This is a genomic window from Brevundimonas sp. (genome assembly GCF_965227765.1).
GTDB lineage: Bacteria > Pseudomonadota > Alphaproteobacteria > Caulobacterales > Caulobacteraceae > Brevundimonas.
On sequence record NZ_OZ245778.1, the window covers coordinates 2,673,219 to 2,690,990 of the forward strand.

Sequence of the window (17,772 nt, forward strand, 5' to 3'; positions counted from 1 at the left end):
GATGTCCTTCGGCGGAAAGCACGGCGTCCGCATCGGCCTGTCCGCCGTCGTCATGGCCCTGCATGGCCGCGAGCTCGCCGTCCTGACGACCACGAGCCGCGAGGACGGGGGTGAGATCGCCCTGCCCTCCGGCCCGTTCGACCCGGCCCGCGACCGCACCTTCGAACTGTCCCTGCGCGCCTTCGTCACCGACCAGACCGGCTTTCGCCCCGGCTTCGTCGAACAGCTCTACACCTTCGGCGACGCGGGCCGGGAATCGCCGCGCGCCACCCCGGGCCCAGAGCGCCAGCGCGAGATCTCGGTCGGGTATCTGGCCCTGACCCGCGACGCCGCAACCGCCGACGCCGCCGAGGCGCGCTGGACGCCCGTCTTCGACATCTTCCCGTGGGAGGACCGCCGCGCCGACGCGCGACACGCCACGGTCGGCGTCGTCGCCGCCCTGCGCGCCTGGGCCGAAATCGACCCGCGCCGCAGGGCCCGCGTCGAGGCGCTGTTCGCGCTGGGCGCCGACACACGCTGGAACGAGGAACGCGTTCTCGAACGCTACGAATTGCTCTACGAGGCCGGCGTCGTCCCAGAGGCCGACCGCGACGCGGGTCGCCCTCAGCCCCCAGGCCACCAGAGCGCCACCCCCGGCTTGATCATGGCATCCGATCATCGCCGCATCCTGGCCACCGGCCTGGGCCGTCTGCGCAGCAAGCTGAAATACCGCCCCGTCCTGTTCGGCCTGACGGCCGAGACCTTCACCCTGTCCGAGCTGCAGGGCGCCGCGGAAGCCGTCATCGGCCTGGCCCTGCACAAGCAGAACTTCCGCCGCGGCGTCGAACGCACCGGCCTTGTCGAGGCCACGGGCCGTGTCTCCATGGGCACCGGAGGCCGTCCCGCCGAGCTGTTTCGCTTCACCGACGCCGATCCCCTGGGCGGCCAGGCGCCAGGCCTGGCCCTGCCTGCGCAACGTTGATCGGAAAATCTCTCACAACTGCTTGCAGCCCCGCCTGTGTCCGACTAGAGAAGCCCCTCGCTCGACCAAGCGTACTTACGGCCCCGCGGAGAGGTGGCAGAGTGGTCGAATGTACCGCACTCGAAATGCGGCGTGCCTGGAAGGGTACCGTGGGTTCGAATCCCACCCTCTCCGCCACCGGCCGGCAGCGTCAATGCTCCATATAAGGCAACGTCATAAGACGTTGTAGTCAAACGCCTTCGTCGCTGCGATAGCCCACTGCCGTTTGCCCGGAACAGCCAAATTCAGCCGGTTTCCACGCCGTTTTGGCCTGGAGTCTCCGGCGCGCTAAACCGACTCCGGTTTTCCCTGGTAGCAGGGAAGACATCAGGGAATTTCCATGAGAATCGAACAGGCGCACCGCCCCGTAGACAGGGCGGGCATTGAGGGGCGGCGGATGACCTAGACGGCGAAGCCGAGAACCGCGCGCTGTTCGGACCAGGTTAGGGGCAGAGTGATCCGCTGCAGGCCTTCGACGGTCAAACAGCATCCGCACGGTCTCAGCCTCAGCCGGATGGACGACCGGGGCCCGGGTCAGAGGATCGGTCGGCAGGCTGTAGCCAAGCGGCGGGTTGCCGCCCATCCACATGCCCATGGCCTCAGACGACGTGGCGGAGAGCTGAGGTCTGGGCAGCGCCGAGACTCTGCGCCGACATTTCCGACGCCGCTATGGCGCGAGCCCCAGCCGATACCGCTCGGCGTTCGGCGGCGCCCCGGTTTCGTCTCCCAGGGTCGAGGTGGAACTCAGGCGCCCCGCCCCTGCCCTCACCCCGCCTGTCGGAGATGAGCCAGCCCCAGCCGATACCGCTTCTTCTCGAAGTTTTTCGGTTCCCCTGACAGCGCCATCGCGTCACGGATTCGGCGGATTGAGCGGGCCGAAGGTCTGGTCAAACGGGAGAATGGTCCGCATCTCGGCCGAGGTGCTCGACACCGCCATCGGACAGACGGTGTCGGGGATCACCGCCACATCGAACAGTTCGGTCACCGCCCCCTCCAGCTTGATCCACTCCACGGTGTCGCCGGTCCTCAGGTCGATGACCATCAGCCCGCACCAGGGCTCTCCGTCGCGCGACTTGATCGCCCCATCCAGCTCCAGTCCCTTGAACTCGCCATTGCGGGGCAGAGACAGGGTGACGACCGCAAACCCGTCCACCAGAGCCAGGCCACGCAGGAAGCCGGGACAGAAGGCGATGTCTTCCTTCTTGCCGGTCTGGGGATCGACACGGATCAGCCAGCCGCGGCCGGAATCCAGCGCAAACACCTGGTCGTTCCACACGCGCGGACTATGCGGCATCGACAGCTGGTCGGTCACGATGCGGTCCGTCTGGAGGTCGATCAGGACGCCGCCTTCATGACGGCGCTCACGCCAGCCGCTCAGGACATCCGTGCGGCTGACGGCGGTGACATAGCGGGGAACGCCGTCGTGCATGGCCAGCCCGTTCAGGTGGCAGCGGTCCTCGGCCGCCAGCCTGGAGATGAAGGGCGGCTTCCAGATCGGAGTGAAACCGTAGCGGGTCGACAGCGTGGCCAGGCAGGAGAATTTCGTATTGACGAAGATCACCCGGCCGGCGCGATCGATGCCCAGCTCGTGGATGTCGATGTCGCCCGTGGTCTGGGCGTTGCGCGGCACATAGAGGCGGTCGAAATGGGTGTTCGCCCGATCGCCGGGCGCCAGGGCGTTCTCCAGCCGCCACACCTGAAACAGTGAGCCGAGATAGAGGCGCTCACGCTGGGCGCACAGGCCCATGGCCCGCTCATAGGACTGCTGGTGGATCGACACCTTGCCGTCGGGCAACAGGCCGATCAGGAACAGTTTCCCTGTCTGATACGAGGTGAAGGCCAGGCTGGCCTTGCGCGACCTGAGCCACTGGGAAAACCCGCGCGACACTTTGATCTTGGTCTCGCCTGCCGGCGCGGCGGTTGCGACGGCTGGCGCGACGGCTGGCGCGTCGGGCGCCTGCCCGGAGACGGCGTCGATCGAGGCATCGGCCGGGGCCGGCTTGGAAGATTTCGCCATGTCTCTACGCCACTCTTGGAAATTGAAAAATGCCGCGCGCCACCAGGGGCGCGCGGCACAAGACCTAGCTTACAAACCTAAAAACGCCAGCGGACGCCGGCGCGGGCGGTGAAGCCCTCTGCGTCGTCGCCGAACAGGGCTTCTGCCTGAGCAAAGGCCTCCAGCCCCTTGGGCGCCCAGACCGTGACGCCCACTTCGGCGCGGCCGTGACGCTCGGCGGGCGTGTCCACCAGGGTGTCGACGACAGAGCCCAGGGTGAGGCGCATCTCATTGTCGCCTTCCAGTTCCTCGACGGCGAACAGCGCGAAGTGCGGCGCAAGCGAGACGCCCGGTCCGGCCCGGTATTTGGCCCCGACACGCAGCCCCAGTTCCGCCTTCAGGCTGGAGCCCTTCTCGTAATCGAAGTCGCCGCCATCGACCGAGAAGCCGTCCAGGTCGGTCTCGACCCAGGCCAGTCGCGCCAGAGGTTCGGCGAACCAGCGGCCGCCCTCGAAGCGGGCGCCGGCCTCGACCTTGGCCCCGAAGTTGACGCCGTCCACGCTCTCGTAGGCAGGCACATCCGGGATCATGGCGTCCAGCTTGTAGCCATCCATGCGAACCAGGGCGTTCGCGAAGAAGGCGTCGCGGGTCAGGCCCGCATAGGCGCCCAGGTTGTAGCCCGAGTATTTGGCGCTGGTCGCGCTTTCCAGATCTATCTTTGACCGCATCAGGCCGGTCGTCACGCCCCAGAGGGTCGAGCCGCGTTCGCTGGAGCGGCGGACATCGAAGCCGGCCGTGAAGCCGATATAGTCCTGGTCGTAGGACAGGTCGGCGACCACGTCCGCGTCGAAGGCGGCGTAGCTGCGCGGACCCGAGCCGAACTGGTCGCTGCCGAACACCGTCTGAGCCCAGGCTTCCAGGCCGTCCGGACGAAGCGAGGCCGTATCGCGCACCTCGTTCATGCGCGCGCTCCAGCCGTCGGCGCCCTTGTGCCAAAGGTTCTGGGCGCCATCGACGAAGCGGAGCGGATCCAGGGCGTGCAGCCCGGCGCGGCCAGTGACGGCGAAGCTGTTGTCCGCCGCGTCGAAGACGACATCATAGCCGATCAGCCCGCGTTGCGCGCCGTCGATCACGAACTCGGTCCCGGTCTCGACCGAAGACGACCGCACGAAGGTGGCGAGCTCTCCGATGGCGACATCGCTGGTGTCGCTGACGGTGACGGTCGTCACGCCCGTCGCATCGGCGACCAGCAGCATGTCGCTGCTGACGCCATTGGCGTCCACAGTCAGGCGGCTGCCGGCCAGGCCGTTGAACACGGAGCCAGACAGGTCCAGAACATCGCCGACAACACCGTTGCCCAAGTTGATGACGCCGGAGTTGTTGAAGACCTCCAGGTCCATGAAGCCTACGGCGGCTGGAACCGCACTATCCACGAAACGCAGCAGGCCGGAGTTGTTGAACACATCCGCGCCGCCCCCGAACCAGCTGTCGCCAGCCGCGATGAAGGAGCCGGAGTTGTTCACCACATCGTCCGCCTCGGACAGGGCGATCGCGCCGATGATGGTGTTGCCGGTGTTGTTGATCGTCGCTGCGCCCCCCTGGGCAAGGATGGCGAATCCGCCGGAGGATCGGACCGAGCCCGCCAGATTGATGGTGGTCGACTTGGTTGAAATCGCCCAGACGCCGTTGACGGCTCCCGTCACGGTGGCTCCCTCGGCAACCGTCACCGTCACCGCGTCTCCCTGGGCCAAAATTCCGGCTCCCTGAGCGGACGCGATATCGCCGCTGACCTCCACGGATACATCGCCCCCCGTCGTATAGCCCCAGACGCCATGGGAGTTCGAACCGCTCGTGGTGATCGAACCTGCCGCAACGGCGATATCGCCGCCGGTAACGACGGCAAAGACGCCGTGGCTGGTTTGACCGCTCGTGGTGACCGACGCCGCAGTGATGCTGACGTCGCCACCATCGGAGACCGCAGAGATGCCCGAAGACAGATAGCCCGAGGTGACGACGGTGTCGCTGTTGATCGTGATGTCACCGGTCACGAAGGCGGCGATCCCCGAGGACCCGTCGCCGGACGTCGTGATCGCCCCGCTTTCGACGGTCAGACTGTCTGCCCAGTACACCCGGAGGCCGGAGGAGTAATCTCCCTCCGTAGAGATCACGCTGCTGGCGATCGTCACCGCGCCAAGCGAATCGATGTCCATGCCGTGCGCATAGGAGCCCGAAGTGGCGATCGAGCCGCTTGTGATCGTCACGTCTCCGTCAGCGCCGATAAACATGGCCGCGGCGTAATCGCCCGCCGTGGTCACGCTTTCGCTGACGATGGTGACCGACCCGTAGGCGCTGACGTCGATGCCTTCCGATCCATAGCCCAAGGTCCCGACAGAACCGCTGGTGATCATCACGTCTCCGTCGGCGCCGACGTCCATGCCCTCAGCGTCCCGACCGGCGGTGGTCAAGGACTGGCTGACGATGGTGACCGAGCCGTCGGTGCTGACATCGATGCCTTCGGAACCGTCGCCAAGGGTGCTGAGGGCCCCGCTCGTGACGGAGACATCTCCATCCGTGGACACGTCGATACCAATGCTGGAATAGCCAGCAGTGCTCAGGACCGAGCTGGTGATGGTCACGTCGCCAGAGGTGCTGACATCGATGCCGTCTGCGTCATCACCCAGGGTGCTCAGCGTGCCGCTGTCGACGATCACGTCACCGTAGGCATCGATGTCGATGCCAAACGAGTCGTAGCCCTCAGTGCTTATGACACCGCTACTGACCGAAACGAGACCCGTCAGGGAATAGTTATCAATGTCGATCCCATCGGCGTATTCGCCGATCGTGGTGACCCGCCCACTGGTGACGACGATGTCGCCGTCGCCGTTGATATTCATGCCGTAGGAGGCGTACCCGGTCGTCGAGATCGTGCCGCTGTCGACGACGATGTCCTGACGGCCATAGACCTGCATGCCGCTAGAGTAATCGCCGGTCGTCGTGATGGCGCCACTGGCGATCGACGCATCGCCCTGGGAGATAACCTCGATCGCATCCGCCCCCTCGCCAGCCGTGGCGATCTCACCGCTCGTGATGGTGACGTCGCCCAGACCATAGGCCGTGATGCCGTGGGAGCGGTTCGAGCTGGTCGCAATCGTCCCGCTGTTGATGACGACGTCCTGCTGGCCATAGACGCGCACGCCGCCAGCCGATTCGCCGCTCGTTGTGATGGCGCCGCTGGTGATCGACACATCGCCCTGGGAGAGGACGAAAATGCCTTGGCTATTATCGCCCAGTGTCTCCACCTCGGCGCTGACCACCGTGACATCCTGGGTCGAATAGCCCACGGCGAAAATGCCATAGCCGGAACCCGCAACCGAAACGGCGCCGCTGTTGACGGTAACCTCGCCGTACCCGACCGCCACAATACCGGCGCCATAACTGGTGGTCACATCCGTAGTCGTGATCGTCACCGAGCCCTGGGCATAGCCGGTGACACCCGACGTCGCAGAATCGATAACCGCGCCTGTCGCGTCGATCACCAGATTGTCGCCGCGCACGGCGACCGCCCCGTTCACCTGAACGCCGTCGGCGATCACCAGGGTCAGATCCCCGACTGCACTCTCTGTGATGTCGCCATTATAGACGGGGTCGGCACAGGTCACCGTCGTCGGCCCCACGACACAGGCCGCCTCAGCCGATCCCGCCGCGGCCAGGATCGCGATCGAGAACCCCAGGGCCGTACCGATCATCAAGACGCGACGCGCGCCTGGGCTCGCTTTCCTACCGCGAGGGAAGCCATTCACTCGCGACGGTGCGATCTCGGTGGCGGGAGCGGTTTCACAGACGAAAGGCATTTTTACGCGGACCTGTTATAGCAAAGCTAGTTCCACGTACCCTCTGTTGCGGCCGGACGCAATTCATTGGCTGACCAATCGGTCAACCGAAAGGTGCTGACAGATTGATTTCGCTAGTCGAGAAGCCCTTCCCCCCTGCCTGAGTCAGAAGACAGCCACCGCCATGCGGCGACTTTGTCGTCGAGGACGCGACGAAGTGTGGGCCCGCTGATCCGACGACGAGAGCGGCAGCAGTCTCTCCAGCGCGCTCGAAAAACCGGCAGCGGGCTTTTCGTACTCGAGGACAACCCTGCCGCCCCCCCCCTCGCCACCTAGAGACAAGAAGGGTTCTCGGGCTCGATGACCAAACTCCCGCTCCAAGGCGGCGAACGCCGGATCATAATAGCGCAGTCGAGGGATGGGATTGTGCGCCGGTTCGTGATTGCCCTCGGCCAGCAATGCCGGCTCGACCGACCGGCTGTCGGCCTTCAGCAGATCGTCGACAACAGCCCAAAACCATACGCAAGCATACCTTTATCAGACAACTTAAGTTCAGCCGCCTCCGCCACTTGTCGGACGCGCGCCTAAGCGGTTATGGCCGTCCCAGGGCGGAACCGTTTTAGCGTCCAGCACCGCCTTTTCCGATGTCAGGCCCGGTTTGATCGCTCTTCGGCCCCGCACTCCGCGGGGCTGGAAGGGTTCAGCGCCGATAGGCGACGCAGGGTGATCGGCTCAAGCGATCGATCGCTTAACAGGACGATGCCCAGGCTGGCGGCCTTGCTCCGGATCGCGGCCGAGGTGCGCCCCATCATGGCCGCGATGGTCGCGGCCTTCAGTCGGCGCACGGCCAGTTGGCGCAAGTCGTCCACCTCATCCGAAGACCATTCGCTGCCGGCCTTGATGGGCGGCGGACGCGTTCTCGGATCCCCGAAAATCTGTTCGATGCTCATGGCGCCCCCTCCAACTCCGGATCGTCGCTCTCGCCCTTCGACACCACGGTGGCCAGGACCAGATCGCCGGTGACGTTCAGCGTCGTGCGGCACATGTCCAGGAAGCGGTCGACGCCCAGGATCAGGCCGATGCCCTCGGCCGGCACCCCGACCATGACCAGGATCATGGCGACCACAGGCAGGGAGCCTGCGGGCACCCCCGCCGTACCGACCCCGCCCAGGATGCACACCAGCATGACGATGATCTGCTGGGTGATGCTCAGCTCGATCTGGAAGAACTGCGCTAGGAACAGCACCGTCACCCCTTCGAACAGCGCCGTGCCGTTCTGGTTGGCGGTCGCGCCGACGGTCAGGACGAAGCGGGCGATCTTGCGCGGCAGACCCAGTTGTTCCTGCGCCGCCTTCAGCGACACCGGCAGGGCGGCGTTGGACGAGGCGGTCGAGAAGGCCACCACCATCGGCTCGCGCACGCCGCGGAAGAAAGCCAGCGGCGACATGCCGGCGCCGAACCAGACCACCAGCGGATAGACCACGAACATGTGGATCAGCATCGCGCCGACCGCGACCCCGACATAGGCCGCCAGCCGCAGCAACAGGTCCCAGCCGAACAGGGCGGCCAGGTTGAACATCAGGCAGGCGATCGCATAGGGGGCCAGTTTGATGACCAGGTTGATCAGCTTCATCGTCACTTCGAGGATGCCCTCGATGACGTTCTGCAGCCGGTCGGTATTGGGCGACTTGGCCATGACCAGGCCGATGCCGAAGAACAGGGCGAAGATCATCACCGGCAGGATCTGATTGTCCGCCGCCGCCGTGAAGACGTTCGAGGGGATCAGGTCGAGGAAGAACTGGCCGAACTGCACGCTCTCCGGCGCCGAGTTGACGATGGCCGAGGCGCCTTCGCGGCCCTGGTTCAGCAGGGCCTGGGCCAGAACCGGATCGACCCCGTCGCCGGGCCGGAACAGGTTGACCATCCCCAGGCCTATGACGACGGCGATGCCCGATACGACGATGGTCAGCAGCAGGGTCTTGATCCCCGCCCGGCCCAACGACTGCAGGTCGCCCATCTCGGCCACGCCCACGACCAGGGCCGAAAACAGCAGCGGGATGACCAGCATGAACAGCAGACGCAGGAAGATCTGGCCCGCCGGTCCGGTGATGTTCGACGTCCCCCAGACAACCCAGGCCGTCTCCGGCCCGATCAACACATTGACCGCCAGCCCTCCGGCCAGCCCCACCACAAAGCCGATCAGCATCAGCCAGTGCAGCGGCAGCCCGCCTCGTTTCGCCTCAGTCATGATTTCAGTTCGCCGAGGTCGACTGGCCCAGGCCCCAGCGGTGATAGACCACGACCGAACGGTTGCCGGACTTGGGCGTACGCGTAATGGTCAGGGTCTGCCCTTCGTTGGATAGGACGTAGCTCGCGGTGGAGGCCTGTTCGCCGGCATAGGTGTTGGTGACAGTGAAGGTCTGTGCGTCGACTGGGGTCAGACGGATTTCGGCATAGGGCGTCGAGCCGTTGGCGGCGAAGTATTCGAGGCCGGGCGTGCCGTCGAGTTGAACGGCCCAGTGACCTGCGGACTGACGACCGTCAGCACCCAGCGTCAGGAAGGACACCATCAGCTTGCCTTCGGCTGTGTAGAAGAAGGACCGCAGGTGCTGGCGAGGCGGCGTGGAATAGGTGGAGGCGGCGATGTCGGCCTCCCACACGCCGAGCAGGGCTGCGGGCGCCCGTTCGCGGGCGTCGCGCTTCATGGCGTCCTCGGCAGCATAGGCCTGAAGGGGTGCGAGAGCGCTGAAGGCGAGCGCCAGGGCGCAGACGAGGCCTGTGCGGGCAGTACGCATGGATGGTCTCCGGCAAAAAGGGGGATGGCGATCGCCGGCCGGAGCGCGCTCCAGCCGGCGACGACGAGCCGTCGGAAACGGCTAGAACGACTTGGTCAGGTTGACGCCGATTGTGCGTGGCGCCGCTGTGGTGATCCGATTGTAGATCCCCTGACCCGTGTTGGTCGTGATCGAGGTCACCGCCACGTCGTCCAGCAGGTTATTGACGAACAGATAGAGACCGAACGCATCGCTCTCGATGCCGACACGGGCGTTCACCAGCGAGTAGGACGGCCGCATTTGGTAGTTGGCGTTCGTCGTTCGCAGCTGGGTCGGGGCCGAGCCTGTGTAGGTGTAATCCACACGCGCCATCCCATCGAAGGCCTGGGTCAGCGACCAGCGATAGGCCGCACTGAAGGCGCCGCTTTCCTCGGGAATACCAACTATCCGGTCGCCTTTGCGGCCAGCGTTCGCCGTCAGAATGATCGAGGAGTTGACCTGATCCTCGGTCAGTTCGGCGTCGATGTAGGCGAAATTGGCGGTCAGATCGAGACCCGGCATGGGCCGAGCCGCGGCTTCCAGTTCCAGGCCGCGCATACGCGATGCGCCCGCATTGGTGATGAAGTTCCACGCGCCGGCCGAGGCCTGGGCGTTGATCTGCATATCGTCCCAATCGATCTGGTAGATCGAGGCGTTCACCGTCAGGCGGCGATCTAGAAAGTTGCCCTTCACGCCCGTCTCGTAGTTGGTCAGGCTGTCGGCGTCATAGGGCAGCAGCGTGTCGGGAATGCCCGGCACATTGTTCGCGCCGCCCGGACGGAAGCCCTCTGACCGGGTCGCATAGACCATGATGTCCGGCGTGACGTCGAAAGCGGCGTTCAGCTTGGTCACCCAGCCCGTCGCATCGACCGAGACCTGCTGATAGGGCTGGAGCGCCGACAGGGTCACGTGGTTGGCGACCAGAACTTCGCCGCCAACCGACTTCGTATAGTCGTAGTACCGCGCGCCGCCGGTTAGGGTCAGGCGATCGAACACAGTGTAGGAGACCTCACCGAAGAAGGCGGTCTGCTTGACCTCGGTCTCGATGGTGCGCCAGCCGGTCTCGTCGCCCGGAATGATCAGCGGGTTCCCGGTCACCGGGTCGGCGCGATAGACCTGACTGTCAAAGTAGTCGTAGCGACGCTCGTTGTAGGCGCCGACCGTCCAGTCGAACAGGCTGCCCTCGATCGAGCTGAGCCGAATCTCGTGGTTTTCGGATTCCATGGTCGAGGGCTGATGCCAGACGCCCGGCAGGCGGCTGTCTTTGTAGGCATTGTACTGGGTCTGTTGATCGGGCGTACAGCTGCCGACTGCAAAGTAGGCCAGGCAGGAGCCGTTGCGGTTCACTGACAGCGTTGAGGTGTAGTCCGAGGTGTAGACCGAGTCCCACTCCGTCCGCGACGTGGTGGCCACCAGGTCTGCGAAAGGCAGGCTCCAGCGGGCTGTCAGGTTATAGAGGGCGAAGTCGTTGGAATAGGGCGACTTGGTGAAGGCCTCGGTCTGGTAGTCGCCCGCGCTTTTGAACCAGGTGGTCGTAGCGTCATCGTAGTCGGCGGTCTGGAAGATGGCCGTACCATTGATCGTCAGGGTATCGGTCGGCGTGAAGGTGAACATGGCGCGGACACCGGATAATTCGCCTTCGTTGACGTCCTCATTGCCCAGGCGGACATTGTCCACATAGCCGGGGCGCTGCTCCGTGAACCCGGTCACGCGAACGCCGAGCTTGTCTTCAATCAGTGGGATGTTGACCATGCCGCGCAGGATGTAGCCCTCGCCACCATCCTTGACGGTCGTTGCCTGAGCCTCGACGGCCCCTTCATACTGATCGGTGCGCGCCTTGTTGAAGATGATGCGGACAGTGCCGCCCATGGAGCCCGAGCCGTACAGGGTGCCCTGGGGTCCGCGCAGGACCTCGACCCGGCTGACGTCGAACAGATTCAGATCGGGCTGGGCAGCGCCCGCGTCGGCGGCGGATCCTGCGGGGCCGGTGACCGGCGTCTCATCGTAATAGAGCCCCGTGGTCGCCTCGCCATTGCTCTGGACGCCGCGTAGCGAGATCCGCTGACGAGCGGGACCGCCGACCTCGACGCTCAGGCCCGGCACCTGGCGGAAATAGTCATTCATGTTCGACGCACCCTGGTCGGCCAGGGTCTCACCGGTGATGGCCGTGATGCTGATCGGCACATCCTGCAGGGACTGGTCGCGACGAAGCGCGGTGACCACGATCTCGTCAACCGTACTCGTCTCCAGCGCCTCCTGTCGCGCAGAGGCGGGGGCATTCTGGATGGATTGAGCCAGGGTCGGCGATGCGGTCGCGGCGACCAGAGCGGTGGCGGCCAGAAGCCCCATCCGGAAGTCGGACTTGGCGGTGTGTGTCATACTATTCCCCTCAGGCGGCCTCGACCCCGTGATCGCGCCGTCTAAGAGGTAGAACGCAGCTCATCACCCGCACCCCACCCAGAAAATTAGTATTTATTACATTATTTCATAGACTTGCTTGACACCTGTCAGGCAGCGCCAGAAGCGCGGCGTTCTGCAAGAACACCGCGCTTCAAACATCTGATCCTTGCGATCAGCAGGCCGGATCGGGCCTCGAATCTCAGCCGATGTCGGCCTTGTTGGACAGCTTGAACAGGTCGTCGATCTGCGGATCGCCGGGCGCGCCAGTGACCCGTCCGGCGATGTACTCACCGAGCAGGGGGCCGAACTTGAAGCCGTGCCCGCCGCCGCCGCTGGCGATCCAGACGTTGTCGTAATCCGGATGCTGGTCGATCACGAAGTGGCTGTCGGCGGTGCCTTCCGTCTGGCAAACCCTCGTCTCGAGGATCGGCGCATCCCGCATTCCCGGGAAGCGGTGGTCGATGTATTGACGCCCCGTCTCGATCAGGAAGGCGGTCGGCAGCCGGTCGGCCGTGTCCGGATCATGCGCGCCCCCGCCCAGCCCGCTCGGCGAATATTTCAGACCCCGCTCGAGGCTGCCGAACCCGTAGCCGCCTTTGATGTGATCGTGCCAGGCGGGCTGCTTGGGCCAGGAGAAGCGGTCGTCTCCCGGCGGGACGCCCCAGTAGTAATATTCGCTGCGACGCACCGCGACCTTGGGCGCCATTTCCTTGGGGAAGACCTTGGGCGACCAAGGACCACAGGCGAAGACGAACTGGCCCGCCGCCAGCGTGCCGCCGTCGTTCAGGGCCAGGGTTCTCAATGTGCGCCCACTCGCCTCGCCCGGCATGGCGCGGGCGATCTGGAAGCGGCCTCCCTTTTCCTGAAACACCTCGGAGGTGCGGATCATGGCCTCGCGCGCCTTGATGACGGCGGCGCTGGTCTTTTCCAGGAAGGCGAATTCGACGTCATCGAAATTCATCTGCGGATAGCGGCTGCGCAGCGCGGCCCGGTCCAGTACATCGTAGGGAATGCCCAGCCGCTCGAAGATCTCACGCTGGGCCGTCAATCCGGGCGACCAGGTCTGCGCCAGTTCCAGCCGGTCATTGGGATAGAGCAGCGTGCGACCGAACTCGGCCTGGCGTCGTTTCCACAGTTCCAGCGCCTGCGCCGCCCAGGCCGAATAGAAGCCCTGAGCACCATAGCCAGAGCGGATCGAGCGGGTCTCTCCGGCCGAGGCGGAGCGCGGGTTGGACGGGCCATATTCATCGACCGACACGACATCGAGACCGCGCTCGCGCAGAGAAAGAGCCGCCCAGCCGCCAAAGGCCCCAGCTCCCACCACAGCCACATCGGGCGCCGTGCTTGTGCTGGTTCGCGCCCAGGCGGGGGCCGAAGTCGTGACCATGGCTCCGGCCACGGCCGAGGCGTTTAGAAAACTGCGTCTGTCGATCATGTCAGGTCCCCGCGTGAGGCGATGTCGCCTGTTCAGTTCAACGCAGCGCTGTCGATCCACCTCACCTGACTGTTGCCAAACCGTCGCACAATGTTCGACTTGGCGTCACTTGGCTGACAACAGCCCCTTGCGCTTTGTGCATCGCGATGTGAGAAATTGTGCGGCGCATTAAGGTTTTGAACTTTGACTGCATCCGATCCGTCGTCATCAGGCGTCGCTCGTAACCGCGATGTCCTCAACCAGTTGGACGGCCGGTTTCGCCGGCCGCTGATCAGCTTTTTCCGTCGCCGAACCTCGGATGCTTCGGAGGCCGAGGACCTGACACAGGAAGTCTTCCTGCGCATCGCTCGCCGAAGCGATCACATGACACTGGAGAACCTCGAAGCCTTCGTCTTCACCATCGCCGCCAACCTTCTGCGGGATCGCGGACGTCGTCGTGCAGTGCGCGGCGTGCAGATTTCCCTGCCCTTCGACCATGTCAGCGAGACTCTTGATCGCAGTCTGGTTGAGGTATTGGACCCCGACCGCGTTCTAGCAGGTAAGGACGATCTGGATCGTGCGATGGCGGCCCTAGCCGAATTGCCGGAGCGCACACAGGAAATTTTCGTCCTGCAGAGGATCGAGGGCATGAAGAACAGAGAGATCGCGGACTGGCTCGGCATTTCCGTCAGCGCGATCGAGAAGCACATGGCGCGCGCTCTGGCCCACCTGGCGCGGAGTCTTCCGCCGCGATGACCGACGGCTCCGAGAACGACAACGATGCCTTCGAACAGGCCGGCGAATGGCGCCTTCTCCGCGACCGCGGCTTGTCGCCCGTCGAGGCCGAACGCTTCCGGCTGTGGCGCCGCGAACCCGGCAACGCCGAAGCCTATGACCGGGTGGCGCGCAGTTGGGTCGCATTCGACGGCGCTGCCGGCAGCGGCTCTCTGAACCCTGCCCTCGCCTCCATCCGCGCTCGCGCCCTGAAACGGGGCCGCCGCCCCTCGCGCCGCGCCTTCATCGGCCAGGTCGCGGCTGGCGTCGCGGTAGTGGCCATCGGGGCGGGCAGCTACGGCCTGATCGCGCCAGGCCTGAGCCAGACCACCTATGCGGCCAATCCTTCGGATGTCCTCGATGTTGTCCTCGATGACGGGTCGCATCTGACGCTGGACGCCGGGGCGGTGGTCAAGGTGCGAATGAAAGCCGACATTCGAGACCTGACACTGGTTCAGGGCCGCGCCCGGTTCGTCGTCGCCCCCGACGCGGGCCGACCGATGCAGGTCGATGTCGGTGACGGCCTGGTCACGGTCCTTGGCACCACGTTCAACATCACCAGAGGGAGCAACGGCGCCGTTGTCACCCTTATCGAGGGCTCCATCTCTGCGACCGCAAAGAGCGGCGGGTCTGGCCAGAAGGCGCGGGCGATCGTCCGGCTGAAGCCTGGCGAACAGGTCGCCATTGGTGCGGCCGGCCTTGGCTCCCCCCAGACGGTCGATACCCTGCAGGCCACTGTTTGGCGCGACCGAAAGCTGGACTTCGCCGACGTCGGCCTTGCGCAAGCCTTGGCGCGAGTGAACCGCTACGCCGACGTTCCGATCGTCCTTGCCGATGCGTCGCTCGGCGCATTGAGGATCAGCGGCAGCTTCGACCACGGGGATTCCGGCGGCTTCGCGGAGGGCGTCAGCAAGCTTTACGGTCTCGAACCCGTGCAGGCTAACGGCAGGATCGTGATGCGTCGCGCCCGCCGTTCCGACTGACCCGTTCGCGGATGCATGGCCGCGCGCTTCTGCTGTGCTCAGCCTTGTCCGGGCTCATGGCCGTGGCGGCGCAGGCAGCGCCGGCTGACACACGTTATGCCCTGCCCGCCATGCCCCTTGAACAGGCCCTCAGGCGGGTCGCGGCCGTCGCAGGGCGGCAGGTGGTCTTCGCGCCCTCCGCAATAGCCGGGCTAAACGCCCCACCACTGCAAGGCGCGCTGGGGCTGGATGACGCCATGGCGATACTGCTGCGCGGCTCGGGCCTGCGCGCCGACACCGACGGGGCTGTCATCGTCATTCGGCCTTTCCTCGGTCCAGCGAGCGTCGCAGAGCCGCCCCGCCCGACTGAACCTGCGTTCCCCACGGTTCTCGACGAGGTCGTGGTCACCGCGCTCAAACAGCCCTCTCTGCTCCAGTCCACCCCGGCCAGCATCACGGTGCTGCAGGGCAAGAGTCTGGGCGTCGGCGGAGCCGGGTCGTTCAACGATATCCTGCGTCAGACGCCAGGCATGCAGATGATCCAGAACGGCACCACGCTTCAGCGCATCGTCCTGCGTGGGGTCCAGGGGTTCGGCGAAGCGACCACAGGCGTCTATTATGACGAGACCCCCGTGACCGGCCCGGCCGGGTCAGCCGCCGACCCCGGCGCCAGCCAGCCCGCCATCGCCCTTTTCGACATCGACCGCGTCGAGATCCTGCGTGGCCCTCAGGGCACCCTGTACGGCTCCGGCTCCATGGGCGGCACCCTGCGTGTCCTGCTGAACAAGCCCGATCCGACGCGCGTCCAGGGTCTGATCGAGAGCGAGCTTTCGGCCATCGAGGGTGGCGACGCAAGCCGATCCATCCGCGGCATGGTCAATCTGCCTCTCCATCACAGAGTTGCCGTGCGGCTCGCCGCCTACGACGAAACGAAAGGCGGCTTTATCGACAACATCCGCTTTGGCCGCAGCAACATCAACGGGTCCTCAGTGCGCGGCGGCAGGGTCGCGGCGACTTTTGAAGCCACGCCTGACTTGCGGCTGGCCGTGACCGCCATCCGGCAAACGACCGACTACGACGACGCCATCAGCTACTGGACTCCGTCGCTGGGCGCTTATCAGACAGACGCCAGCATTATCGGCGAACACAGCGAAGATTTGGCCCTCTACAATGTCACGGCGACCTGGGACCTGCCGTTCGCGACCCTGACGGCCACCGCTTCGCGCTACACCTGGGACCGGGTCACCGCCAGCGACTACACCCGGACGCTGGCGAGCGGCGTCACCGACGCTACGGGCTGCCAGAGTTATCTGTCCCTGACCCAGGCCTGCGACCCGGGCCAGATGCAGGCGTTCCAGGCCTATGCGCTCAGCCGCCTGCCGGGGGCCTGGCGCCAGATTTCCCACCTCACCTCGTCCAGCGAGGAGCTCCGCCTCAGTTCCCATACCGCTGCGACATACCGCTGGACCGTCGGCGCATATTACGAACGTCGGCACGACGATTTCGGCAGTTTCGTCTACCGGGCTGACCCGCGGACCGGCCAGGTCTTAGCCATCCCAGGCGATGAAACCGGTTACCGCGTAATCGATAACGCAATCCGGCAACGCGCGGCCTTCGCCGAGGCGTCCTGGCTGCCGGTCCCCGCACTGACCCTCACGGCGGGGTGGCGACGGTACGATTACGACACCTCTGTTGGAGGTCGAGTGGTGGTTCCAAACTTCCTGACCGGATCAAGCGCCACCGACTATCGGCACAGTTCCACCGACGCCCGAGGCGATGTCGGCAAGGTCTCGGCCAGCTATCGTCTCGGCTCCGCGACCCTGATTTACGCCGCCGCCGCCGAGGGCTTTCGCCCGGGCGGCGTCAACAACGTCCCCGGCGCCGGTGAGGCCCTTCCGGCTGTCTATCTGCCGGACAGCCTGATCAGCTACGAGGCGGGGGTCAAATCAGGCTGGTTCGGGCATCGCTTGACCGCCGCCGCCGCTGCATTCCGGATCGACTGGACCGACATGCAGATAAGCGCCACCAGCGCCAACGGCGCCTGGCGCTATCTCACCAATGCCGGAGCCGCCCGAATTCGAGGGGGTGAACTGGAACTGCGGGCTCAGCCCCTACAAGGCCTGACGATGACGGCGGCGGTTTCAATCCTGGATGCCCGCCTGGTGCGCGATCAATCCAGCGCGCTGGCGCATCCGACGGCGGCGACCGGCATGGCCGGAGACCGCATTCCCTTCACGCCCCGATACACACTGGCCGCTTCAGCGTCATACCTGTGGCCGTTGCGTCCGGGCCTGCAGGGCGAGGCTCGCTTAAACTGGTTCCGGACAGGCGCCTCGGCGTCGGAGTTCCGGCCGACCTATGAAACCTATGAAATCCAACCCGCCTACGACCAGTTGGACGCTCGACTGGCGCTGATGTCGGGCAGGATGACGATTGCCGCTTCAGTTCAGAACGCCCTGAACGCCGTCAGCCCGGTGCGAATTATATCCGGGGTCAACGGCTCGCGCGACCAGACCACCAGTCTGCCTCCCCGCACGATCGCCGTCAGCCTTTCCCGCAGCTTTTAGCGATCGATTTCCCAAA

Annotated in this window: 11 protein-coding genes and 1 tRNA gene; 5 read left to right on the plus strand and 7 right to left on the minus strand. The window is 65.2% G+C overall.

What is annotated here, in order from left to right; translation table 11 throughout:
- Position 1: 1 nt before the first annotated feature.
- Together ACO05L_RS12835 and ACO05L_RS12840 are read left to right on the plus strand one after the other, a co-directional pair.
- Positions 2-961 carry an NUDIX hydrolase gene (locus ACO05L_RS12835; protein WP_421729555.1) on the plus strand — a complete coding sequence of 320 codons (960 nt, stop codon included), beginning with the start codon at positions 2-4 and terminating at the stop codon, positions 959-961.
- Positions 962-1,048: 87 nt separating this feature from the next.
- Positions 1,049-1,138: transfer RNA gene (locus ACO05L_RS12840), tRNA-Ser, on the plus strand.
- A 712-nt stretch (positions 1,139-1,850) separates the two neighbouring features.
- Here the strand turns inward: ACO05L_RS12840 and ACO05L_RS12845 are convergent.
- The 7 genes from ACO05L_RS12845 to ACO05L_RS12875 form a co-directional block, all read right to left on the minus strand.
- Positions 1,851-3,017 carry a TIGR03032 family protein gene (locus ACO05L_RS12845; protein ID WP_421729556.1) on the minus strand — a complete coding sequence of 389 codons (1,167 nt, stop codon included), beginning with the start codon at positions 3,015-3,017 and terminating at the stop codon, positions 1,851-1,853.
- 77 nt (positions 3,018-3,094) lie between these two features.
- A complete protein-coding gene (locus ACO05L_RS12850) occupies positions 3,095-6,742 on the minus strand; it encodes an autotransporter outer membrane beta-barrel domain-containing protein (RefSeq protein ID WP_421731693.1) in 3,648 nt (1,215 codons plus the stop codon).
- Between the two features lie 731 nt (positions 6,743-7,473).
- A complete protein-coding gene (locus ACO05L_RS12855) occupies positions 7,474-7,776 on the minus strand; it encodes a hypothetical protein (protein ID WP_421729557.1) in 303 nt (100 codons plus the stop codon).
- Complete coding sequence (locus tag ACO05L_RS12860) at positions 7,773-9,074, minus strand: dicarboxylate/amino acid:cation symporter (RefSeq protein WP_421729558.1); 1,302 nt, start codon at positions 9,072-9,074, stop codon at positions 7,773-7,775. The genes ACO05L_RS12855 and ACO05L_RS12860 overlap by 4 nt, the downstream gene beginning before the upstream one ends.
- Positions 9,075-9,078: 4 nt before the next feature.
- A complete protein-coding gene (locus tag ACO05L_RS12865; RefSeq protein WP_421729559.1) occupies positions 9,079-9,621 on the minus strand; it encodes a hypothetical protein in 543 nt (180 codons plus the stop codon).
- Between the two features lie 81 nt (positions 9,622-9,702).
- Positions 9,703-12,018 carry a TonB-dependent receptor gene (locus ACO05L_RS12870; protein ID WP_421729560.1) on the minus strand — a complete coding sequence of 772 codons (2,316 nt, stop codon included), beginning with the start codon at positions 12,016-12,018 and terminating at the stop codon, positions 9,703-9,705.
- A gap of 220 nt (positions 12,019-12,238) precedes the next feature.
- Complete coding sequence (locus ACO05L_RS12875) at positions 12,239-13,474, minus strand: FAD-dependent oxidoreductase (RefSeq protein WP_421729561.1); 1,236 nt, start codon at positions 13,472-13,474, stop codon at positions 12,239-12,241.
- A gap of 243 nt (positions 13,475-13,717) precedes the next feature.
- Here ACO05L_RS12875 and ACO05L_RS12880 point away from each other — a divergent pair, with 243 nt between their 5' ends.
- The 3 genes from ACO05L_RS12880 to ACO05L_RS12890 all read left to right on the plus strand — a co-directional run bounded on the left by ACO05L_RS12880 (position 13,718) and on the right by ACO05L_RS12890 (position 17,756).
- Entirely contained in the window at positions 13,718-14,209 is a 492-nt protein-coding gene (locus ACO05L_RS12880) for an RNA polymerase sigma factor (protein WP_421729562.1), read from the plus strand.
- Entirely contained in the window at positions 14,206-15,210 is a 1,005-nt protein-coding gene (locus ACO05L_RS12885; RefSeq protein WP_421729563.1) for a FecR family protein, read from the plus strand. The genes ACO05L_RS12880 and ACO05L_RS12885 overlap by 4 nt, the downstream gene beginning before the upstream one ends.
- Positions 15,211-15,320: 110 nt before the next feature.
- The gene (locus ACO05L_RS12890; RefSeq protein WP_421729564.1) at positions 15,321-17,756 is read left to right on the plus strand and encodes a TonB-dependent receptor domain-containing protein; all 2,436 of its coding nucleotides are present in this window, start codon (positions 15,321-15,323) and stop codon (positions 17,754-17,756) included.
- The last annotated feature ends 16 nt before the right edge of the window (positions 17,757-17,772 follow it).